The sequence below is a fragment of the Rhodanobacter sp. DHB23 genome, from assembly GCF_014842975.1.
Taxonomy (GTDB): Bacteria; Pseudomonadota; Gammaproteobacteria; order Xanthomonadales; family Rhodanobacteraceae; genus Rhodanobacter_A.
The window spans coordinates 242503-263612 of sequence record NZ_JACYXK010000027.1 but is presented as its reverse complement, the minus strand read 5'-3'; the positions used below and the strand labels follow the sequence as shown (position 1 = coordinate 263612).

The following is a 21110-nucleotide window of genomic DNA, read 5'->3' as shown; positions in this document are numbered from 1 at the left end:
CATGAACTGCAGTGCAGGATCGGCCGATGCCGAGGCCAGTGCGCGAGCGGCGCCATCCAGGAGCCGCGTCGGTCCGGTTGCAAGGCCATGGTTGCTGTTGGGAGTGGCGCTGCTCTCGTCCACGGTTGCGGCCCAAGTGGCGCGCATCTCGCCGGAGCGATTGCTGGAGGTCGCAGACATCGTCGGGCCTGCCGTCTCGCCTGACGGAAACAGCGTGGCCTTCAGGCTGGAACAGGCATCGACCGAGCGCAACCGCTACGACACCCGCTGGTACGTCCAACGCCTGGATGGAGCGGGGCCGCCGCAACGCATCGCGGATGGCGGAGCGCCGCTTCGCGACTATTCGACCGGACTTTCCACTCCCACGATCCCGGTCTGGGCGCACGATGGCCGCGCCATCTTCTACCGTGCGCTCATTGGTGGGAGGGTCGAGGTATGGCGTGCTGCAGCGGATGGCTCGGGTGCTGTCCCCGTTGCATCCGACCCGGCGGATGTGCGGGACTTCAGGCTGGACAAGGACGGCACCGTCCTGAGCTACAGCGTGGGAGCTACGCGGGAAGAGATCGCTACTGCGGAGCAGGCGGAGTACGACAGTGGCGTGCACATCGACGACACCATCTTCATCGGAGCCGGATTGTTCCGTTCGAGCGAGGTGCAGGGACGACCGACCACCCAGCGCTTCGTCGGGAAGTGGTTCGAACCGGGGCCGTTGCTGAGCAAGGTGGCCGACCGGTGGAAGGAGGTCGACCTCGAGACGTTGAAGAAACGGGACGTAGGCCAGTCAGGGCCACCAGGGCCAGCTCCCGCGATCAAGGAAACGTTGGACCGCCTGAAACCATGGAAATGGGCGTTGAATGCTCAGGATGGCCGTATTGCGCTCCTGACAAGGGTCGGGGACGCGGTGGGGCGATTCATCAAGCCGGACGTCGAACTCGCCGTGCTGCCGGACGCGGAGTCCGGCCACCCGGTGAAGTGCCAGGCCCCCTTGTGCACGGGCAAGAACATCACGGCGGTCGAATGGCGCCCAGGAAGCGATGACGTGCTGTTCACCGTCACCGATCGGCGCCAGGGAAGGGCGCAGTCGATCTACCGATGGGACGTCAAGCGGGGCACGGTCGAACTGGTCTTGCGGTCCCGCGGGCTGCTCGGAGGAGACAGTACGCAACAGCGCTTCCAGGATGTTCCCTGCGGCGTTTCCGCCGTCCTGCTGGTGTGCGTCACTGCGGAAGCAGACCGTCCGCCGCGACTTGAGGCGATCGATATCGAGACGGGACGAAGGACGGTACTGTTCGATCCGAACGCGGGGCTGGCGTCCGACATGGCGGCGACCATGCCTGCCGAATTCCTGCAATGGCGAGGAGGGCATGGAGAGGAATATTCCGGCTGGCTGTTCGCGGCACGGGGAGCAACCCGGCCGCCATTGTTCGTGACGTACTACAGCTGCGAGGGGTTCCTGCGTGGTGGCGTCGGGGACGAATGGCCGTTGGCGACACTGGCCGGCGATGGGATTTCCGCGCTGTGCATCAACGCAAATCCGGGCTACGTCGATGTCGCCAGGTATTACGACCAAGGCCTTTCGGCGGTTGAGGGCGCGGTGGACATGCTAGCCAAACAAGGGCGCATTGATCCCGCCAGGGTCGGCATGGGTGGCCTGAGCTATGGAAGCGAGGTGACGATGTGGACGCTCATGCGATCCCACCTGCTGGCCGCGGCCTCGATCTCGTCGCCATCCCTCACTCCGAACTGGTATCTGTTCAACAGTCTGCGAAAGGGTTTTCGCGAGGTGGTAAGGCAGAACTGGCAACTCGGATCGCCCGAAGAGAGCCCGCGGCGCTGGCGGATGATGTCGCCAGTGTTCAACCTGGACAGGATCGAGGCGCCGGTCCTGTTCCAGATGCCGGAGCAGGAGTACCTGATGGCGGTGGAATACACGCTGCCGCTGATCCGGAAGGGACGGGCGGACATGTATGTCTTTCCGGACGAGCCGCATATCAAGTTCCAGCCGCTGCACAAGCTGGCCGTCTACGAGCGGAACGTCGACTGGTTCAGATTCTGGTTGCAGGGATACGAGGATCCGAATCCCATGAAACAGCACCAGTACGCACGTTGGCGCACGATGCAGGCCGATGGTGCTCACGGACCGCGGAGGGAGGAAAAGGTGCCCTGATGGCGTATCCAGTTCTCGACCATGCAAAGGTCGAATACGCGCGTGTTCAATGGGCTTTCCGGCCGATAGGCGGATCCGGCCTCGCGCCTGAGGCCGTCCACATCGAGGAAGCCTCGCGATGCGAGTGCCCCGTCCACCAGGAAGCGCAGCATGTCGTCCCTCTTTCTCTCGTAGATGGCAGCGTAGTACCTGCTGTACGTGCCTTTGCTCCTGCGGTTCAAAATGCTGTCGGGCAGCGCGTGGGAGAACGCCATCCGCGCGACCGACCTGTTCCGTCCCCCGGTGATCCACATCCAGGTCGGTACGCCCAGGCATGCTTCCATCACCGGTTGCGAGAGAAGCGGGTAACGCATCGGCCAGCGGGCGCTGCGCGCGATGCCGTCGCGGTACGACTGCGTTCCGACCAGGTCGGATATCCGCTCCTGATCGCCGGGAAGCGCGTTCTCGGGCGTGTCGAACCAGGGGTGCGCGTCGAACGGCATGTCGCAACCCGAGTGGTCCAGGAGTTCGTGATTCGGTCTCCAATGTGGCTTGGCTCCATGTATCAGCTTCCGCAGTGTCAATCGTGCGGCTCGCGTCAGGGTGCATCGATGCAGTGAGGACAGGTCCAGGATCGCGGCGATTCCGGCGGAAATTCCTCTCTCCCTGAGTGCATCCGCGGCAGGCGTCGCACCTTGCAGGTAACAGAATATGGTGTCGCCCCCGGCACCCGAGAAGAGGCTGGTCGTACCGAGACTGCTCGCAAGTGTCGAAACCGCGGAGTCGACGGGGTAATGAAGTATCCCCATGCCCGGCGAGGCGGAGTCCAGCGGTGGCGGGAAGTCAAACCGGGCGTTCTCCAGGTCGATGTCCGCCGACAGCAGCTCGAACCGAAGATGGTCTGCCACCTGCCTGGCGTATTGCCGCTCGTCCGTTCCGGGCACGGGTGCGACCATGGTGCAACAAATGGTTTTCGCCTCGGCCTTGCGCAGACAGGCTGCCACGATCGAGGAATCGAGCCCGCCTGACAGCTCGAGCAAGACGGTTCGGTCCACTTCCGCCCATGCCTTTACGGCCAGGGAAACGGCGTCACGGATGCTGGCTGACGCTTCGGCGAGATCGGTCTGGCGTCGGTCTGGCGCGACGAAGGTCCATGGAGACCAGATTGCCCTCGTGGAAATGTGGTCACCCTCGATCTCCAGCGAACAACCGGGCAGCAGCTCCCGGATCTCCCGAAGTCCCGTGCGTTCCGACTTGAGATAGGTATAGGCAAGGACATGAAGGACGAAGTCCCAGTCCACCTCCCGGCCGCATAGTCCAAGCTCGGTTGCCAGCGACACGCTGGACGTGACAAACCCGGTGCCTGCGATGGCGGAGTAAAAGCATGGCATGCCGCCGGAAGGGTCACGCAGGAACCTGGCAGCGGTCTCGTTCCCCTGTCCCGGCTCGACGAGGACGTATTCGCCCCAGAAGCTTTCCAGAAGGTACTTTTGGAGCGGGATGTCCGTCCGACCGAAATCCAGTTCCCCCGTGACGGGTCGCCCATGCCTGTTGAACAGACGGCCGACCAAGATCCCGCGGCCGGGAATGGAGAGTGTGGGCGTGTCGTCCGCGACGAATACCTGCAGGTTGCCTTGTGACAACTGGCACTGCATGCCGAGGGCCTTCCACGTCGCGGCGTGGATCGGCGGAGTATTCCGGCCTTCGTCGCTGGCGAGTGCGAGAAACCTGTAGCTCATCACCACACCAATATCGGTGTATGTGCGGTTGCGCCAGTCACCGTTTCGTTCAAGACGATGTGGCGGAACTGGACCCAGCAATGGGCCGAGAAGGGCGAGAGCGCCACGCCAAACACCAGGTCCGCTGGAAGCTGGTGATTTGCCAGGTACGTGACCAGCGACAGCGAGTCGAGAAGACACGTGGTCCCCAGGGGAACCCACTTTCGTGCATGGCGGAATTGGTTGGCGGCGGCGACCAAGTTCTCTTCGATGGACTTGCCACTGGCTGCGGCTGTGCAGCCTGCCTTGCCTCTGCGATGGGCGGCCAGATCGCTCAGCAACGCGTGAAGGTTCTTTCTTCGAAGGCGACTTCTGACCCTGCAGACGATCGCGAGAATTTCGAGGTAGGTGCGGGCGGACACGCCATCGCCTTGCGTCTGGTCCTCCATCGCACTGCGTGTCACCGGTTCGGCACTGGACGTTTCGCATCTCCGATCCGGATGCCCTTCGGGAAGCAGGATCCTGTGCCCGAGGAGAGTGCGCAGGGACGAAGTGGATGCGTCGCGTCCTTCGATATATGCAGTGAATGCAGACTCCAGCGCCTCGGGAAGCATGAAGTAGCGATCACCGCTTGTGTCCAGGAAGACCGGGTGGTCGTCGACGATGCAGAACGACAGGCCGTCGCGTAGTTGGTACTGCATGCGTGTTTTCCCGTGGAGAGGGGAAGGGCGCGCCGGAACGGCGCGCCCGGTTGATCACTCCTCGGCGATTGCGCCGAGGGTCTGCTGGCCAGGACCGGCCAATTCGATCCCCACACCGGGGCCCTGGGTCTCGACGCTGGCGACGCCGAGCTCGATGACATCGTCCGATGCGTTGTTGCGGGTGTTCTCGTTCGTGTTCATCTCAATCTCCTGCGGTTGCGTCATGGCGATCCCATGACGCGGGCAGCGTAGGAGCCGGGATTTTTTATTTTCAAATGATTATTGCGCTGTCATCCGGTGATTATTCCGGGGGCGTGACGGTCGTTCCGCCATGGAGGATTCGGCCTGCTTCGACCCTGCCACGGCTGGCGCGCGCTAGTGCAGGTACTCGCTGCGATCATTCAACAGGGCCACGATGCGCGGGACGTTCTGCTTCCGGCGTTCGTGGTAGGCGCGCAGTGCGGATTTCAGTGACGGGACGTCGCGTGCCTGCCACAGCCGGTTCAGCTCGGCGAGTTCTTCGAAGCTGTGTTCGAGCAATCCCTGTTTGGCGCGACGTATCGGCGCCAGCCGGTCGTTGGCCTGCTTCGCGGCATGATGCAGGAGGCGATGCGCCGCCCCGCGGGCGATCGCATCGAACAGCTGCCACGTCAGCTTGGCCAGGTCGCCGTCGGCAGGCACGGGCTCGGGTTTCTCCGCCTTCCGGGATGCCGGTGGTACGCCGATATCGCATGCCATCAGCAGCAGGCGTTCCATCCAGTCGTAGAGGTCGTGCATGGCGACTTCGGTGAGCAACGGGACGTGCAGCCCGCCGCGGGCGTGATCGACGATCAGGGCCTCGCCGACCAGGCGGTACAGGGCGAACCGGACCGGCGTGGGGCTGGTATGGAACTCGGCGGCGAGCCCGGTCGGATCGATCCATTGCCCGGGTGCATAGCGCCCCGACCGCAGTGCGCGTCTGACCTGTTCGTACACGAAAGCGCTTTTGGAGTGGGTCGCATCCATAGCTGGACTCCATGTCTGCGGATGGTTGACTCCTGCGGCGGATGGTACAGGGATCTGGTGTTTCGCAAGATATTTCGACTTTCATCTGGCGGAAAGTGCCGGAGCATGCGGGCCCATCCTGCTTCGCCGGCGGCGTGCCGTGGCACCGCGCCAGCGGAATGTCCCTGCGCTGCCTATCGATGCGCTTTCTTCGGAAGGACGGTCCGCGCGACCAGGAAGGCCAGCAGCGGAATGGCGATCGCATAGACGTATTGCGTACGCGACACGCCGATGCCGAACGGAAACCAGATGCCCGGGATGCCGATCATGCCCAGCAGTTCGTCGCCGAACAGCGAGGCCGCGATCGAGGCCAGCGTGGTGAGCGCCAGCCGCCGCATCGGGTCGCTGCGTGCGATGCGCACGCCGATCACGACGAACAGTGCCAGCGAGGCGAATCGGCTGGCACTCGTCCAGGCCACGGAGTGCATCGCAGCGCCGGCCATTCCAGCGACCGCCAGCGCCAGCGCAGCCACGTCGATGCTTCGCCAAGCCCGCGGGCACCAGCGATTCCACGCGCATGTCCAGGCGGCTACCGTCGGTATCCACAGCACCGACGCCAGCCATGCATAGGTGGCCAGGCTTTCCAGGTCGGTCCACGCGACGATCGCATTCTCCAGGCGCCGGACGGCCATGAGCGCGAGCGCCACGCTGGCGAAGGCCAGGAAGCCCTTGCGGTTGCTGCGCGACCGGTATCCGAGCGCCAGGCCGATGAGCGCCAGCATGGCGACCGGTTCGACCACTTCGACGATGTAGCCGGCGATGCTGCGCGCCCATTGCACGCGGTGCAGCGCATCGCCGATCGGTCGTGGCGCCAGTATGGGCGCGGTGTGCATGCCGCCGCCGTCGGGGCTGGCCGCCGAGCCGGGGTCCATGTAGGTGCGCACGGCGAGCACGCCGCGCGTGCCCGCGGCATCGGCGGGCAGGGCGAACTGCAGTGGCCGCGTGCCGACGACGCGCGGGTTTGCGCCGAGCCGGCCCGAGCCGCCCAGCAAACGGCCGTTCCAATACAGTTCGTAGCCGTCCTCGACGAGGGTGGGCCCGAGGATGTCCCACGCTGCGTGCCCGGCCGGCACCGCCACCGCACGCCGGTACCAGGCGTAGCCGTGGTAACCGGGATGGCCGTGCGCCATCCAGCCGCCCACGTAGTCGGGCAGGCCCACGTCGCCGTCGTGGCTGCCCGGAGGGGCGGTCAGGTCGACCGTCTCCCAGCCGCTGTCGTCGGCATCGGCGTTTGCCCAGCGTGGATCGTCGCCGACATGGAATCGCCAGGTGCCGTCGAGCAGGGTGGCGGCGGAGCGCAGCGGCGGCGGATCGGCACGACCGCCATTCGCCAGGTCGGCGACCACGATGGTCAGGGCCAGCAGCGTCGCCACGACGATGCCGGCGGCCAGCCGGCGTCCCGTCGTGGCGATCGATGGCGCTGTCGAAGCGGTTGGCCTGGGCATCCTTCAATGGTCTCCAGAACGGCGGTGGATCCAGCCGCAGAGGCAGGCGCGGGCCTGCGCCCGCCCTGGTTCCCTGGCATCTTCGGGGCGGGCCGGCCCCCTGTCGTGTGCCAGACCGCCCGCCTGCGTGCGGCGTGCGCAGCCATGACGCAGACAGCTTCGCCCTTGTAGGATGGCGGTTCGCCTCGGGCCGTTGCGGCCCAGGGCATCCTCGAACCTTGCCATCGGATACCGCCCATGAACCTGCACCGCACCTTGCTTGTCGCCGCGCTGGCTGCCGCTACCGGCTTTTCCTTCGCTCCTGCCGCGTCGGCGCAGGCCGCTGCTGCGCCCGCCGCCAATCCGCTGGGCGGCAACGCGGTGCCGGGCGTGTGCATGCTGTCGCGCGAGGCGGTGTTCGCGCAGTCCAAGGTGGGCCAGGCCGCGAGCGAGCGCCTGAAGTCGCTGGCGACGCAGCAGCAGCAGTCGCTGGAGACCGAGCGCAAGCCGCTGGACGCGGACATCCAGGCCTATCAGCAGAAGGCTTCCACGCTCACCGAGGCGCAGCGCCAGCAGCAGGGCCAGGCCCTGCAGCAGCGCATGCAGACCTTCCAGGCGCAGGCGCAGCAGCTCGACCAGCGCATCCAGCTGACCCGCGGCAAGGTGATGGAACAGATCGGCCAGCAGGCGCAGCCCATCGTCAACAGCACCTACAGCAGCCACCACTGCGGCCTGCTGTTGAACCGCGACGCGGTGCTGGGCGGCAACACCACCAACGACCTCACGCCCGAAGTGGTGAGCGGCCTGGACGGCAGGATCACCACGCTCAACTTCAACCTGGAGCCGCTGCCGGCCAGCACCGGCAAGTAAGCGCCAGCGACGACGCAGCGAAACCGGAAAGCCGCCGCACCCCGTGCGGCGGCTTTCGTTTTTGCGTTCGTCCATGGGCGCGGAGATCGAATGGGCGGTCATCCGTGGCCGTACCCTTCAGGAAGAGCCGTGCCGGCAACGCGGAATCGCGCACAGTCGCGGGCGCGATACCGGCGCGGTGCTAGAGTCCCAAGCCAGTCGATCGTCGCAGTGGAGCCCGTCATGACCGCACCCGCCTTCTATCCCATCGGTACGCCCGGCAAGCCCTGGGGGGCGGCGGAAGTCGCCGAATGGCGCGCGCGCCAGCGCCGCCTGCGCAGCTACGCGGATGAAGTGCAGGATCGCATCATGGCGTTGCGGGCGAACTTCGAGGTGGGCGAGTACGGGCGGCTGGACTACGCGCCGGAAAGCTACCCGCTGTTCTTCGTGAAGAGCCGCGACTGGAACGACGCGCTACCGGTGATGCTGCTCACCGGCGGCGTGCACGGCTACGAGACCAGCGGCGTGCACGGCGCGCTGCAATTCCTCGAGCACGACGCGGCGCGCTACGCGGGCCGCGTCAACCTGCTGGCCGTGCCCTGCGTGAGCCCGTGGGGCTACGAGCGCATCCATCGCTGGAACGCGGATGCGCTGGACCCCAACCGCAATTTCCGCGCGGACAGCCCGGCGCAGGAGTCCGCCGCGCTGTGGCGCCTGCTCTCGCCGTTGCGCGACACGGCGTGCATGCACATCGACCTGCACGAGACCACCGACACCGACGAGAGCGAATACCGTCCCGCGCTGGCCGCGCGCGACGGCAAGCCGTTCGAGCCGGGCACCATCCCGGACGGTTTCTACCTGTGCGCGGACAGCGCGCGGCCGGAGCCGGCCTTCCAGCAGGCGGTGATCGCGGAGGTGGCCAAGGTCACCCACATCGCGCCGGCCGATCCCGACGGCACCATCATCGGCTCGCCGGTGGTGGCGCATGGCGTGATCGAATACGACTGCCGCAAGCTGGGCCTGTGCGCCGGCATCACCAACGCGCATTACCGCACCACCACCGAGGTCTACCCGGACAGCCCGCGCGCCACGCCCGCGCAGTGCAACGACGCGCAGGCGGCGGCGGTGCGCGCGGCGATCGACTACGCGCTGGCGCACGGCCGGGGATGACCCCCTCTCCCCTGTGCCTGATTAGCGTCGAGTCCCAGTCGTGCCATGTTCTGTCTCCCTCCCCTGCATGCAGGGGAGGGCTGGGTGGGGTCAGGCTCTTGCGAGGCAAGCCATGAGAGTCCTTCGCAAGGTTTCACCCCCTCCCAGCCTCCCCCTGCAAGCAGGGGGAGGAGCAAATCAGCTTGCCGCTGAGACACGACGCTGATCAGGTCCCCTGTGGGACGAGGGGCGGGGCTCGCGACACACCTGCGTTTCTGTCCCTGGCTTGCCTACGTCGGTCTTACTGGCGCCCGCCGATGTCCGGGCCCTTCCTCCTTGCGGGCCTGAGTCAAGGGATGCTCCGTCGGCACGTGCCGGTGATGTGTGCGAGCATCGGGTTTCCCATCGCCGCGATGCGAGCGCGCCATGAAATACCTGCTGCTGGTCTACAGCGACGACGCCCTGCTCGATGCCCTGCCGCCGGGCGAGTTCGACACGCGCATGCATGCGTGCATCACGCACGCGGACGAACTGCGCGGGCAGGGCAGGCTGCTGGACGCGCAGCAGCTTGAAGCGCCAGCTACGGCGAAATCGGTACGCATCCGCGCGGGCAGGACCCTGGTGCTGGACGGCCCGTTTGCGGAAACCAAGGAATACCTCGCCGGCTTCAACCTGGTGGAGGCGGACAGCGAGGAAGAGGCGATCCGCATGGCCGCCGAGCTGCCGTGGGCGCAGACCGGCTGCATCGAGGTGCGGCCGCTGCGCGACTTCGAGGCGGTGCGCCGGCGCGTGGGCGCGTGACCGTCGCCGCGCCCCGCGTTCACGGTTTCGGGGTGCCGGTCTCCACCACCATGTCCAGCACGTAGGCCGCGGACGCATTGCCGCTGGCGTAGCGCTTCACGCGCACCACGTCGTGCACGCCGGCCTGATGCGTGTAGCCCTCGATGGCGGGCAGCGCATGCCAGTCGCCGGGCGTGCCGGTCTTGAGGCCGTTGGCGTCGTAGTGGACCTCGCGCACGTCCAGGCAGGGCTGGCTTTGCTGGCAAGGCACGGTCCGCGCCGCCACTTCCAGGAATTCGGTGGTGCCGGGGCCGCCGTAGCGCGTCTCGGCCGTGGGCTCGCCGGTGAAATCCAGGGTGTCGCCGGCGGCGGTGCGCAGTTGCAGTTGCGGCGCGTCGCCATGCCTGGTGACCTCGATGGCGGGACGGCTCGCGAGGCGCTGGTCGATCAGGCCGTCCAACTGGTTCAGCCCCGGCTCGCGGCAGGCCATCATGGTGTGCATCATCGGGCCGACAACCAGTTGGCCGTCCGCGATCCGGTAGCTGCCGCCGATGCCGTTGCAGGCGTTGCGCACGCTGAGCCGGCCGTTGGCGAAATCCAGTTGCAGCGGTCTGTCCGGACGCACGAACAGCGCGTCGATGCGCTGGCCGTCGTGGTCGGTGGCCAGCACCAGTCGCCAGTGGTAGCCGGCCAGCAAGGCGGGATCCGGCGTGGTCGCATCGGCGGCGGCCAGCGGCATGGACGCGCAGGCGGCGACGGCGAACGGCAGCAACAACGACAGGTGGCGGCGCATGGCTTTCTCCGCGCGGGACAATGGTGCGAGCTTAGGCCATGCACCGTATCGCGGCGATGTCGCGGATAATCCGGCGCTTCTCCGCGATTCAGGCACAGCGAGGCAGTCATGCTGAAGATGGTGGGTTTCGACGGCGACGACACGCTCTGGCGCAGCGAGGACTATTACCGCGAGGCCAACGCCGAATTCGCCGCCATCGTGGGCAACTACGCCGACCTGGCCGACAGCGCGGTGCACGCGCGCATGCTGGCCACCGAGCGCAGCAACCTCGCGCTGTTCGGCTACGGCGCCAAGGGCATGACGCTGTCGATGGTGGAAACCGCCATCGCGCTCAGCGAGGGCCGCATCGGTGCGCAGGACATCCACCGGCTGGTCGAGATCGGCAAGCGCGTGCTGCAGCACCCGGTGGAGCTGCTGCCCGGTATCCGCGCGGCGGTGGCGGCGGTGGCCGAAGCGCATGCGGTGGTGCTGATCACCAAGGGCGACCTGTTCCACCAGGAGAAGAAGGTGGCCGAATCGGGGTTGGCCGGGTTGTTCCGCCGCATCGAGATCGTTTCCGAGAAGGACGCGGCCACCTACCGGCGCCTGCTGGACGAGTTCGGCGTCGCGCCGCACGAGTTCGCCATGGTGGGCAATTCGCTGCGTTCGGACATCGAGCCGGTGCTGCGCCTCGGCGGCTGGGGCGTGCACATGCCCTACCACGTGACCTGGGCGCACGAGCTGGAGAACGGACTGGACGCACGGGACGCGCCGCGCATGCGCGAGGTGGCGGATGCGTCGGGAATCCCCGCCGCACTGGCGCAACTGGACGCGCTGGCCTGATGCCGCCGCCGCGCCTGGTGCTGGACACCAACGTCTGCCTCGACCTGTTCGTGTTCGGCGATGCGCAGTGCATGGCCCTGCGCGAGGCGTTGCGCGCGGGAACGGTGGAGGCGGCCACCGATGCGGCCTGCCGCGATGAATGGCTGGAGGTGCTCGGCTATCCGCAACTGGCGCTGGATGCGGCGCGGCGCGATGCCGCCGCTGCGGCGTTCGATGCGCACCTGCGCCTGTTGCCGGAAGCGGAGCGCCAGCCGGTGCCGGCGCTGCCCGGGCTGCCGCGCTGCGCCGATCCCGACGACCAGATGTTCCTCGAACTCGCGCAGGCCTGCGGCGCGCAATGGCTGCTCAGCCGCGACAAGGAACTCCTGAAGCTGGCGCGGCGCACGCGGCGCGACCACGGTTTCGACATCGTGACGCCGCAGGACTGGTCAGGCGCTTACGCCGGATTGGCGGGCGCCTCGTCGGCGAAGCCGGTGTAGTCGTCCGGGAATACCGGCGTACCGTCCTCCTCCAGCGCCAGCACCGCGAGCAGTGCCTCATCCGCGGCGTTTTCGGCCAGGTCCTGGTGGCGGAAGCTGCGGTTCTCGCAGATCGCGTAGTACACGGGGAAGCCGTGGCCATGCGGCACCACGCACAGCCACGCCGTGTAGCGCGAGCCTTCGAGGCTGGCGCCGGAGCGCACGGTGTAATCCGGGAATTCGCGTTCAGCCATCGTCGTCGTCCGAGGTATCAGCGCCTGCAGTTTAGTCGTCGAGCCGGACCAGGGCGATGCCTTGCGCGGCCAGCGTGGCGCGGGTTGCCTCGTCGCTGGCCGGCGTCACCGGGCGCGAAAGCTCCCACAGCAGGCCGGCCCTGAAGCCGGCCGCCTGCGCATCCTGCGCCGTCCACAGCACGCAGACGTCGCGCGCGAGGCCGCATACCAGCACCTCGTCCACGCCGCGTTCGCGCAGCCATCCGGCGAGGCCGGTGGCGGGCCGCGTGCCGTGCGGGCCGTGGTTCTCGCGGAAGCCGCTGTACGAATCCACCTGCCGGTCGCTGCCCTTGCGCAGGATCAGGTCGGCCGCCGACCAGTCGACGCCCGGGTGCAGCGCCGCGCCCGGCGTGCCCTGCACGCAGTGGTCCGGCCACAGCGTCTGCGGATGGCCGTGCAGGTCGATCTGCTGGAACGCCTGCGTGCCCGGGTGCGAGCTGGCGAAGGAAGCGTGGCCCGGCGGATGCCAGTCCTGCGTGGCCACCACGTGGCGGAAGCGGCGCGCGCGCAGCAGGCGGGCGATGCCGGGCACGATGGCGTCGCCCTCGTGGCAGGCCAGCGTGCCGCCGGGCATGAAATCCGGCTGCACGTCCACCACGATCAGGGCGGTGCGTTCGGTGCTGGCGAAAGGCATGGCGGTCCCGTGTGCATGGCAAGGGCGAAAGTCTAGCGCGCAGGCATAATGCGGGTTCGGTGCGGATGGAACAGGGTGCGATGAACTACGACCAATCGTGGATGGGATACGGCTGGATCGGCGGCCTGGAGGCTGGCGCGATCAGCCTTGGCGCCGGCCTCGTGCTGTATCTCGCCTTCCATGCGTTCGGCCGGCGCAATGGCTGGAACGACGCGCGGCAGATCGCCTGGTCGTACTTCCTCGCGCTGGTGCTGACCGGGCGCGTGGACTTCTGGAACCTGTTCTATTTCAACTACGCGCGCCTGCAGTCGCTGCAGCTGCTGCAGGCCAAGCTGGCCGAGGTGCACGATCCGGACGGCATCGGCACGCGCGCGATGTGCGAGCTGCTGGGCGCGGCGGTGGGCGTGTTCGTCGCGTGGCTGTTGTGCGGCAGGCACTGGCGGCAGGGTTGAGCGGAGTCCGCCGGCTTCCGGATGCGGTGCGGCGTGGCCGGGCCATCCACCGCACGCTGCGAACGGCACCGGCAAGCCCCGATACAATGCCCGCATGATCAACAACGACATCCTGCGCAGCGTGCGCTACATGCTCGACCTGCCCGACGGCAAGCTCGCGGCGATCACCGCGCTGGCCGGACTCGCGGTGCCGCAGGCCGACTTCGACGCGTTCCTGAAGAAGGACGACGAACCCGGCTACCAGGACTGTCCCGACAAGGTGATGGCGCACTTCCTCGACGGCCTGGTGACGCACCTGCGCGGCCGCGACGAAAGCCGTCCCGCCTTGCCGGTGGCGAAGCGCGTCACCAACAACCTCGTGCTGAAGAAGCTGCGCGTGGCGTTCGAGCTGCGCGACGACGACCTGCACGCCATCCTCGCTGCCGCGGGTTTCCCGCTGTCGAAATCGGAACTCACCGCGCTGTTCCGCAAGCCCGAACACCCCAACTACCGCCCCTGCGGCGACCAGTTGCTGCGGCATTTCCTGCGCGGTCTCACCCAGCGCCTGCGCCAGATCTGAATTGAAGAGTGCGACCATGGATGGCCGCCCGTTTGATTCTCGCGATCAAGGATGATCGCAAGGATAAAGATCGAGTGCGGTCATGGCTGGCCGCCCGTTTGATTTCGCGATCATGGACGATCGCAAAAACCGAGACCCGCGCATGCTGTTCGACATCGTGTTCTACACGCTCGGCGCCGCGCTGATCGTGGGCGGCCTGGTCGGCGCGATCCTGCCCAGCCTGCCGGGCGTGCCGATGATCTTCGGCGGCATCTGGCTGGTCGCCGCCGTGGACGATTACCGCCACCTCGGCCTGTGGTGGCTGCTGCTGATCGGCGCGCTGGGTGCCGTGGCCGTCATCGCGGACTTCGTTTCCAGCACGCTGGGCGCCAGACGCGTCGGCGCCAGCAGGCGCGCATTGTGGGGCGCCTCGCTGGGCACCTTCGCCGGCATGTTCTTCGGCATCCCCGGCATCCTGCTCGGGCCGTTCATCGGCGCGCTGCTGGGCGAGCTTTCCTCCGGCACCAGCGTGCTGCGCTCCGCCCACGTCGGCATTGGCACCTGGATCGGCCTGCTGTGCGGCACCCTGGTGAAGCTGGTGATCTCGCTGGTGATGGTCGGCCTGTTCGGCGTGGCGATGCTGTTCGGCTGATGGCCGGGCTTCAGCCCGGCAACACGTACAGCAGCACCGCAAGGTAGTGCAGCACGCTGCCGGCGAGCACGAAGGCGTGCCACAGCGTGTGCTGGTACGGCAGCTTGCGCCACAGGTAGAACGGCACGCCGAGCGTGTAGGCCACGCCGCCGCCGATCAGCAGCGCCATGCCACCCACCTGCAAGTGCGCGGCCAGTGGCTTGAAGGCGAGCATGCCGACCCAGCCCATGCCCACGTAGAGCAGCACGGCCAGCTTGCGCCAGCGGCGGAACCAGCCCAGTTCCAGCACGCTGCCGACCAGGGCCAGCGTCCACACCGTGGCGAACAGGCTCCAGCCCCAGGTGCCCGGCAGGGCGATCAGGGTGAACGGCGTGTAGGTGCCGGCGATCAGCAGGTAGATCGCGATGTGGTCCAGCGTGCGCAGCACCGGCTTGGCCGCGACCACGGGGATCGCGTGGTACAGCGTGGAAGCGGTGTAGAGCAGGATCAGGGTGACGCCATAGACCACGCAGGCGGCGACGTCGCGCGCATCGCCGCGCAGTGCCGCGAAGGCCACCAGGGTGGCGAGACCGCCGATGCTGAGCACGATGCCCAGGCCGTGCAGCAGGCTGCTGGCGAATTCGTCGCCGCGGCGGTAGCGCGGGGATGCGGCGATGGCGGCGATGGCGGCGATCATGGCGACTCCGGCAGGGAAGTGATCCTGCATTGCACCATAACGCGGGCGTTCCCGCCTGGCTACCGCTGCGGCGTTTGGCCGTCCACTTGCGCACCGTCGGGGTGCAGGCATAGGCTCAAGCCGCGTCCACGACGGTCCCCCTGCACCCGCAGCGTCGCCGGCGCCACAACCCAAAAACCGAAACGCCGTCAGGAGGTCGCTCATGTCGTCCGCAAGCCTGGCTGTTGCCGTTCGCCCCCAACCCGATGCCGCGCGCATCGCCGCGCTCAGTGCGACCATCGCACTCAACCTCGCCGCCCTGCTGATCCTCACCCGCCCGCTGGCGCCGCAGGCGCTGGAATTGATGCACCGGATCACCACGGTGCCGCAGGTCACCCTGATCGAGCCGCCGCCACCCGTGAAGCCGCCGCCGCCGATCGAACTGAAACCGTTGCCGCGCGCGCCCGTCATGCCGGTGCATGCGTTGCCGCATCCCGTCATCGCGCCGCCGATGGTGGTGCCGACCACGGAGGGCACGCAGGCGATGCCGGTCGTGGCGCCGCCGGGCAACGCGTCCGGCGGCGTGGACACTTCCGCGCCGGTCGAGGCCACGCTGGCCTACCGTTCCGCGCCGCTGCAGTTCCCCGTGCAGGCATTGCGCCGGCACATGCAGGGTACGGTGCTGCTGCGCGTGCTGGTCGACGAGAACGGCGCGCCGTTGCAGGTCGAGGTCGAACACGGCAGCGGCTACGCCCTGCTCGACCGCAGCGCGCGCGAACAGGTGCTGGCGCATTGGCGCTTCCAGCCCGCGACGGTGGACGGCCACGCGGTGCGCGCATGGGCCAAGGTGCCGGTGAATTTCGTGCTGGACAACCTGTGAGCTGACGCAGGCACGGCCGTAAGGCGTGCGCACGTACTGCCTTACGGCCGTTTAACGATGCCCATGCTCCACTGCCCGGACGCTTCCACGCCGGGTTCCGCATGGGCAGGTACATGCACAACTTGAAGACCTTGCGCGAGATCGCGCTCGAATACGGTCGCGCCGACTATCCCGACCTGGCCGCGATGGCGCGCGACCTTGGCCGCGTGGTGCATGGCGACGGCCCCGGGCTGTCGGCGCGCCTGGCCGCGGTGCATCGCCGCGGCATCGACACCCGCGTGCTGGTCGAGTGCCGCCAGCCTGCACTGTGCGTGCTGGTGCGCGCCTGGCCACCCGGCGAGCGCATGCCGCTGCTGGACCATGCCGGCGGCTGGGGACTGGAGCTCACCCTGCACGGCGCGCTGGAATGGCAGTCGTACCGGCGTGACCCGCACAGCGGCGAGCTGGAGGCGCAGGGGCGCAACTGGCTGGGCCCGGGCGACGCCAACTGGTTCGAGCGCGACGCCGGCCGTGCGCATCGCTGCCGCAACCTGTCGCGGCACGACATCGCCTACACGTTGCACGTCTACGGCGGCGAGCTGCCGGGCCAGCGCGACGGCGAGCCGCAGGCGCCTGCGCGGATCGTGCGGGCGCGGCGCCAACACCTCGCCGGCCAACTGGTGCCCTGACCCCACAACCGGAGCAACGCATGCATCGACGTGTCGCCATCATCGGCGGCGGCGCCGCTTCCGCCGCGTTGCTTGGCGAGCTGCTGGCACGCCGGCCGCCGCAGCCACTGCACCTCGACTGGTATGCCGGCGGCGCCACGCCCGCGCGCGGCGTGGCTTATTCCACCGCTTCCGAGCGCCACCTGCTCAACGTGCGCGCGGCGTCGATGGGCATGTTCGCTGGCAAGCCGCAGGGCTTCCTCGATTTCGTGCAGCGTGCCGATCCTGCCATCGCCGGCACCGACTTCCTGCCGCGCCGGCGCTACGGCGACTACCTGGAGGCCGAGGTGGCGCAGGCGCTGGCGCAGGGCAGGGCGCGCGGCCACGATGTGCAGGTCGTGCCGTTTGCCGCCGATGCCGTGGTGCCCGAGGACAATGGCGTCAGCGTGTTCCGCGGCGAGGACGTCCACCGCGTGGACGCCGCCGTGCTGGCGATCGGCGCGTTGCCGCCGCAGCCCCTGGCGGGCGCAAGCGAGGCTGCGCTGGCCAGCGGCCGCTACGTGGTGGATCCGTGGCCGCTGCTCGCCGACCCGCCCGCCGAAGCGCCCGGGCACGTGGTGGTGATCGGCCTCGGGCTCACCGCCGCCGACGTGCTGCTGGAGCTTTCCGCGCGCTGGCCCGCCACCCGGTTCACCGCGATTTCCCGCCATGGCCTGCTGCCCGAGCCGCACCTGCGCGGCACCTCGTTGCCGCTCGAAGACAGCGTGCAGATGGTCGAGGCGATGCTGGACGGCCCCGACGTGCGCCGCTGGCTGCGCCTGCTGCGCGAGGCGATCGCGCAGGAGGAGGACTGGCGCAGCGTGATCGACAGCCTGCGCCCGCACACGCCGGCGCTGTGGGCGGCGCTGCCGCTGGACCAGCGCGCGCGCTTCCAGCGCCACGCGCGCTGGGCGTGGGAGCGCGCGCGTCACCGCATGCCTCCGGCGGTGCACGAAGGCCTTGCCGCGCTGGAACGCTCGGGTCGCCTGCATCGCCAGCGCGGGCAGATGTACCACGTCGGGATCGATGGCGACGGCCTGCGGATGGAGCTGCACCCGCACGACCGCGACGCCGCGAAGCTGCAGACGCTGCACGCGGACCTGGTGGTGCAGTCGGTGGGCATGGATTTCGACGTGGCGCGCACGCCGCACCCGCTGATGCGCCAACTGGTGGTGAACCGGCACGTGCTGCCCGACCCGCTGGGGCTGGGCTGCCAGGCCACGCCGCAGGGCCGCCTGCTGCACGAAGGCGGCGAGTGGTCGCGGCTGTTCGCCATCGGCAGCCTGTTGCGCGGTACGCTGTGGGAATCCACCGCGATGCCGGAAATCCGCCAGCAGGCGCGCGCCGTGGCCGACCAGTTGCTGGCGGAATAGAACCAGCCGCTTCACCATGACCCTCAGCCTGTTCGGCGATGTCGTCCTGCTCCTGCAAGTGCTCGGCGTCTTCGCCGCCGCGCACGCGCTGATGCACACGCGCACCCCGCAGGGCGCGATCGGCTGGGTGCTGGGCCTGTTGCTGCTGCCCGCGCTCACCCTGGTGCCCTACCTGTTCCTGGGCGCCAGCCGCTTCCGCGGCTACCTCAAGCGGCACCGCGGCGCCGCGCCGCGCGAGCGACTGGCCTGCCCGTCGGACGACGACGAGGGCCGCTATGCCGCACTGGTGACGATGCTGGGCCGCCCGTTCCGCCCCGGCCACCGGCTGCGCCTGCTGGTCGACGGCGAGGCGGCCTTCGAGGCGATCTTCGCCGCCGTCGCCGAAGCGCGGCACACGCTGCTGGTGCAGTTCTTCATCTTCAAGGACGACGGCCTGGGCCGGCGCATGCAGCAGGCGCTGCTGGAGCGCGCGGCGGCCGGCGTGCGCGTGTGCGTGCTGTACGACGGCGTGGGCAGCCACGACCTGCCGCACCGCTACGTGGAGACGCTGCGCGCGGGCGGCGTGGCGATCCATCCCTTCGCCACCAATCGCCTGCGCAACCGTTTCCAGCTCAACTTCCGCAACCACCGCAAGATCGTGGTGGTGGACGGCGTGCGCGCCTTCGTCGGCGGCCTCAACGTGGGCGACGAGTACCTGGGCCTGAAGCCGCCGCTGGCGCCGTGGCGCGACACGCACATGGAGCTGGCCGGCCCCGCGGCGGCCGACCTGCAGCAACTGTTCGCCGACGACTGGGAGTGGATCACCGGTGCGCCGCCGCCGCTGCATCCGGAGCCGGCACCGGACGGCGGCGCGCGCGTGCTGGTGGTGGCCAGCGGGCCGGCCGATCCGCAGGAAACCGGCTCGCTGTTCGTCACCGCCGCGATCAACGCGGCGCGCCGGCGCATCTGGCTGGCCACGCCGTACTTCGTGCCCGACCACTCGGTGCGCGCCGCGCTGCTGCTGGCGGTCTTCCGCGGCGTGGACGTGCGCGTGCTGATCCCGTCGCGGCCGGACCACCGCACCGTGTTCGCCGCCTCTACCCTGCATGCCCATTACGCGTTGCGCGGCGGCGTGCGCGTGTTCCGCTACCAGCCCGGCTTCACGCACCAGAAGGTGCTGCTGGTGGACGACGACTGCGCCGCGGTGGGCAGCCTCAACCTCGATTCCCGCTCGTTCCGGCTCAACTTCGAGGCCAGCGCACTGGTGCTGGACCGCGCTTTCGCGCAGCAGGTCGAGGCGATGCTGGAACGCGACTTCGTGCAGTCGCGCGAGGTGGACGCGCGCGAGTACCTCGACGCGCCCTACCTGCGCCGCGTGGCCATGCACGTGGCGCGCTTGTTCGATCCGATCCTTTGATTGCATCGCGGGTGCCTGCCCGGGATGCTTGCCTGCCTTTCGCGGCTCGTTGCGTGGGAGACCAGCGCCCCGGGCATGACAAGGTGGTCCCCGTGTGCCGGCTGGCGTCCGGAATACTTTGTCCTGCGACAACAGGTGGGCAAGAGCCGCGGGGGCGCTGCGTGCGTGCTGGCGATCGCGCAAAACAAACGGGGCGCCCGCAGGCGCCCCGTTTACAGGTTCAGGCAACGTGCCTCAGTTCGGCAAGGACAGGTCGTCCAGCAACGCCTTGAGGAAGCGCGCGGCCTCGCCGCCGGTGGCGGCGCGGTGGTCGAACGTCAGCGAGATCGGCATGCGGCGATGCACCTCGATGCCGCCCATCACCGCCACCACGTCGTGGCACAGCTTGCCGGCGCCGATGATGGCGACGGTCGGCGGCACCACCACCGGCGTGGCGTAGCGGCCGGCGAACATGCCGAAGTTGCTGAGGCTGATGGTATAGCCCGAGAGCTCCGAGGCCGGGATGGAACGATCCTCCACCGAGCTGCGCAGGCGCTTGATTGCGGCGCGGATGCCGGCGCCGTCGAGCACGTCGGCGTTGCGCAGGGCCGGCACGAACAGGCCGTCCTCGGTGTCCACGGCGATGCCGATGTCCACGTGCGGGTGCTGGGTGCGGGTGAGGTTCTTGCCGTCGAACCAGGCGTTGAGCGCCGGCACCGCCTTGCAGGCGGCGACGATGGAGCGGATCAGGCGCGCGGTGATGTCCTGCTTGCCGATCCAGGCGTGCAGGTCGGCGTCGTCGACCAGGGTGGTCGGCACCACGTTGGCGTGGGCTTCGGCCATCACGCGCGCCATGTTGCGGCGGACGCCCTTGAGCTGTTCCGGCTGGCCGCTGGCCTGCACGCTCGGTGGCGCGGTGCGCACGGCCTTGCCGGCAAGCGACACGGTGGTGCGGCTCGGTGCCGCGCCGGGCTCCGGCAGTTCCGGCGCGAGGTGGCGGCCGGCCGAGGCGGGCACGGCGCGTGCCGCGGCCGCACCCAGCGGGGCGCTGCCGTTGGCGGCGGCGTTCTTCACGTCCTGCAGGGTGACCACGCCGTCGGCACCGCTGGGGCGCACGCGGGCGAGGTCGACTTTGAGCTTCTTGGCCAGCGCGCGCACCGCGGGCACCGCCTTCACGCCGCCGATGCTGGCGGCCTGCTCGACATGCACGGTGTTGCCGCTGACCATCGCGCCCACCACGGTGCCTTCGTCCTCGCGGTCGGCGGTGGCGGCCTTGGCTGCAGGCGCGGGGGCCGGCGCGGGCGCCTCGACCTTCTTCGGGCCGTGGTGGTGGCCGGTGGATTCGGCCTCGGCGCGCTGCTTGGCGTTGGCGTCGGGCTCGAAGTCGGCCAGCGCGGCGCCGGTCTCGATGATGTCGCCGGGGGCGCCATGCAGCTTCTTCACGGTGCCGGTATAGGGCGACGGCACATCGACCACGGCCTTGGCGGTTTCCATCGAGCACAGCGGCGCGTCGAGCTTGATGTAGTCGCCTTCCTTCACGTGCCACTCGACGATGGTGGCGTCGGGCAGGCCTTCGCCGAGGTCGGGCAGGTGGAATGTCTTGATGTCGGCCATGAGTGAGCTTCCAGGGTTTTGTGGTTTTCTCCCTCTCCCCTGCGGGGAGAGGGCCGGGGTGAGGGGATGGGGCT

Annotated in this window: 23 protein-coding genes; 13 read left to right on the top strand and 10 right to left on the bottom strand. The window is 68.6% G+C overall.

Going from position 1 to position 21110, the window contains the following annotated elements; genetic code table 11:
- The first annotated feature begins 1 nt into the window (after window position 1).
- A complete protein-coding gene (locus IHE47_RS11110; RefSeq protein ID WP_225561812.1) occupies window positions 2–2167 on the top strand; it encodes an Atxe2 family lasso peptide isopeptidase in 2166 nt (721 codons plus the stop codon).
- On the opposite strand, the gene IHE47_RS11105 is transcribed toward IHE47_RS11110, so the two are convergent.
- The 5 genes from IHE47_RS11105 to IHE47_RS11085 form a co-directional block, all read right to left on the bottom strand.
- Complete coding sequence (locus tag IHE47_RS11105) at window positions 2134–3885, bottom strand: asparagine synthase C-terminal domain-containing protein (protein WP_192105951.1); 1752 nt, start codon at window positions 3883–3885, stop codon at window positions 2134–2136. The genes IHE47_RS11110 and IHE47_RS11105 overlap by 34 nt on opposite strands.
- Window positions 3885–4565 carry a lasso peptide biosynthesis B2 protein gene (locus IHE47_RS11100; RefSeq protein WP_192105950.1) on the bottom strand — a complete coding sequence of 227 codons (681 nt, stop codon included), beginning with the start codon at window positions 4563–4565 and terminating at the stop codon, window positions 3885–3887. The genes IHE47_RS11105 and IHE47_RS11100 overlap by 1 nt, the downstream gene beginning before the upstream one ends.
- A gap of 54 nt (window positions 4566–4619) precedes the next feature.
- Window positions 4620–4766: a benenodin family lasso peptide gene (locus tag IHE47_RS11095; protein WP_192105949.1), complete on the bottom strand. Its 147-nt coding sequence runs from the start codon at window positions 4764–4766 to the stop codon at window positions 4620–4622.
- A gap of 174 nt (window positions 4767–4940) precedes the next feature.
- Window positions 4941–5570, bottom strand: coding sequence for a GntR family transcriptional regulator (locus tag IHE47_RS11090; protein ID WP_192105948.1), 630 nt, complete (start codon window positions 5568–5570; stop codon window positions 4941–4943).
- Between the two features lie 173 nt (window positions 5571–5743).
- Entirely contained in the window at window positions 5744–7054 is a 1311-nt protein-coding gene (locus tag IHE47_RS11085; RefSeq protein WP_225561772.1) for a glycoside hydrolase family 2, read from the bottom strand.
- A 237-nt stretch (window positions 7055–7291) separates the two neighbouring features.
- On the opposite strand from IHE47_RS11085, the gene IHE47_RS11080 reads away from it, so the two are divergent.
- From IHE47_RS11080 to IHE47_RS11070, 3 genes are all read left to right on the top strand, one after another.
- Window positions 7292–7903, top strand: a complete 612-nt coding sequence (locus IHE47_RS11080) for an OmpH family outer membrane protein (protein WP_192105947.1) — start codon at window positions 7292–7294, stop codon at window positions 7901–7903.
- A gap of 222 nt (window positions 7904–8125) precedes the next feature.
- Window positions 8126–9052, top strand: coding sequence for a M14 family metallocarboxypeptidase (locus IHE47_RS11075; protein ID WP_192105946.1), 927 nt, complete (start codon window positions 8126–8128; stop codon window positions 9050–9052).
- A 405-nt stretch (window positions 9053–9457) separates the two neighbouring features.
- Window positions 9458–9832 carry a YciI family protein gene (locus IHE47_RS11070; protein ID WP_192105945.1) on the top strand — a complete coding sequence of 125 codons (375 nt, stop codon included), beginning with the start codon at window positions 9458–9460 and terminating at the stop codon, window positions 9830–9832.
- A gap of 19 nt (window positions 9833–9851) precedes the next feature.
- On the opposite strand, the gene IHE47_RS11065 is transcribed toward IHE47_RS11070, so the two are convergent.
- Window positions 9852–10604 carry an META domain-containing protein gene (locus IHE47_RS11065; protein ID WP_192105944.1) on the bottom strand — a complete coding sequence of 251 codons (753 nt, stop codon included), beginning with the start codon at window positions 10602–10604 and terminating at the stop codon, window positions 9852–9854.
- 108 nt (window positions 10605–10712) lie between these two features.
- On the opposite strand from IHE47_RS11065, the gene IHE47_RS11060 reads away from it, so the two are divergent.
- Window positions 10713–11426, top strand: a complete 714-nt coding sequence (locus IHE47_RS11060; protein ID WP_192105943.1) for an HAD family hydrolase — start codon at window positions 10713–10715, stop codon at window positions 11424–11426.
- Window positions 11426–11905, top strand: a complete 480-nt coding sequence (locus IHE47_RS11055; RefSeq protein WP_192105942.1) for a PIN domain-containing protein — start codon at window positions 11426–11428, stop codon at window positions 11903–11905. Before IHE47_RS11060 ends, IHE47_RS11055 begins: the two co-directional genes overlap by 1 nt.
- Here the strand turns inward: IHE47_RS11055 and IHE47_RS11050 are convergent.
- Together IHE47_RS11050 and IHE47_RS11045 are read right to left on the bottom strand one after the other, a co-directional pair.
- Window positions 11863–12138 (bottom strand): hypothetical protein, encoded by a 276-nt coding sequence (locus IHE47_RS11050; protein WP_192105941.1) that lies wholly within the window; start codon window positions 12136–12138, stop codon window positions 11863–11865. The two genes, IHE47_RS11055 and IHE47_RS11050, sit on opposite strands and share 43 nt — an antisense overlap.
- Window positions 12139–12169: 31 nt before the next feature.
- A complete protein-coding gene (locus IHE47_RS11045; protein WP_192105940.1) occupies window positions 12170–12811 on the bottom strand; it encodes a nicotinamidase in 642 nt (213 codons plus the stop codon).
- A gap of 80 nt (window positions 12812–12891) precedes the next feature.
- Here IHE47_RS11045 and IHE47_RS11040 point away from each other — a divergent pair, with 80 nt between their 5' ends.
- The 3 genes from IHE47_RS11040 (at window position 12892) to IHE47_RS11030 (ending at window position 14453) form a co-directional block, all read left to right on the top strand.
- The gene (locus IHE47_RS11040; protein WP_192105939.1) at window positions 12892–13263 is read left to right on the top strand and encodes a hypothetical protein; all 372 of its coding nucleotides are present in this window, start codon (window positions 12892–12894) and stop codon (window positions 13261–13263) included.
- A gap of 94 nt (window positions 13264–13357) precedes the next feature.
- Window positions 13358–13822, top strand: a complete 465-nt coding sequence (locus IHE47_RS11035) for a DUF1456 family protein (protein ID WP_192105938.1) — start codon at window positions 13358–13360, stop codon at window positions 13820–13822.
- A gap of 142 nt (window positions 13823–13964) precedes the next feature.
- Window positions 13965–14453 carry a DUF456 family protein gene (locus tag IHE47_RS11030; RefSeq protein ID WP_192106086.1) on the top strand — a complete coding sequence of 163 codons (489 nt, stop codon included), beginning with the start codon at window positions 13965–13967 and terminating at the stop codon, window positions 14451–14453.
- A gap of 10 nt (window positions 14454–14463) precedes the next feature.
- Here IHE47_RS11030 and IHE47_RS11025 read toward each other — a convergent pair whose 3' ends face one another.
- Window positions 14464–15129: a hemolysin III family protein gene (locus IHE47_RS11025; RefSeq protein ID WP_192105937.1), complete on the bottom strand. Its 666-nt coding sequence runs from the start codon at window positions 15127–15129 to the stop codon at window positions 14464–14466.
- 202 nt (window positions 15130–15331) lie between these two features.
- On the opposite strand from IHE47_RS11025, the gene IHE47_RS11020 reads away from it, so the two are divergent.
- The 4 genes from IHE47_RS11020 (at window position 15332) to cls (ending at window position 19443) form a co-directional block, all read left to right on the top strand.
- Window positions 15332–15988: an energy transducer TonB gene (locus IHE47_RS11020; protein ID WP_192105936.1), complete on the top strand. Its 657-nt coding sequence runs from the start codon at window positions 15332–15334 to the stop codon at window positions 15986–15988.
- Window positions 15989–16101: 113 nt separating this feature from the next.
- On the top strand, window positions 16102–16656 hold the full coding sequence (locus IHE47_RS11015) for a cysteine dioxygenase (protein ID WP_192105935.1): 555 nt from the start codon (window positions 16102–16104) through the stop codon (window positions 16654–16656).
- Window positions 16657–16676: 20 nt separating this feature from the next.
- Window positions 16677–18047 carry an FAD/NAD(P)-binding protein gene (locus tag IHE47_RS11010; protein ID WP_192105934.1) on the top strand — a complete coding sequence of 457 codons (1371 nt, stop codon included), beginning with the start codon at window positions 16677–16679 and terminating at the stop codon, window positions 18045–18047.
- A gap of 16 nt (window positions 18048–18063) precedes the next feature.
- Window positions 18064–19443: a cardiolipin synthase gene (gene cls / locus IHE47_RS11005; RefSeq protein WP_192105933.1), complete on the top strand. Its 1380-nt coding sequence runs from the start codon at window positions 18064–18066 to the stop codon at window positions 19441–19443.
- Between the two features lie 234 nt (window positions 19444–19677).
- Here cls and IHE47_RS11000 read toward each other — a convergent pair whose 3' ends face one another.
- Window positions 19678–21036 carry a dihydrolipoamide acetyltransferase family protein gene (locus IHE47_RS11000; RefSeq protein ID WP_192105932.1) on the bottom strand — a complete coding sequence of 453 codons (1359 nt, stop codon included), beginning with the start codon at window positions 21034–21036 and terminating at the stop codon, window positions 19678–19680.
- Between the last annotated feature and the right edge of the window lie 74 nt (window positions 21037–21110).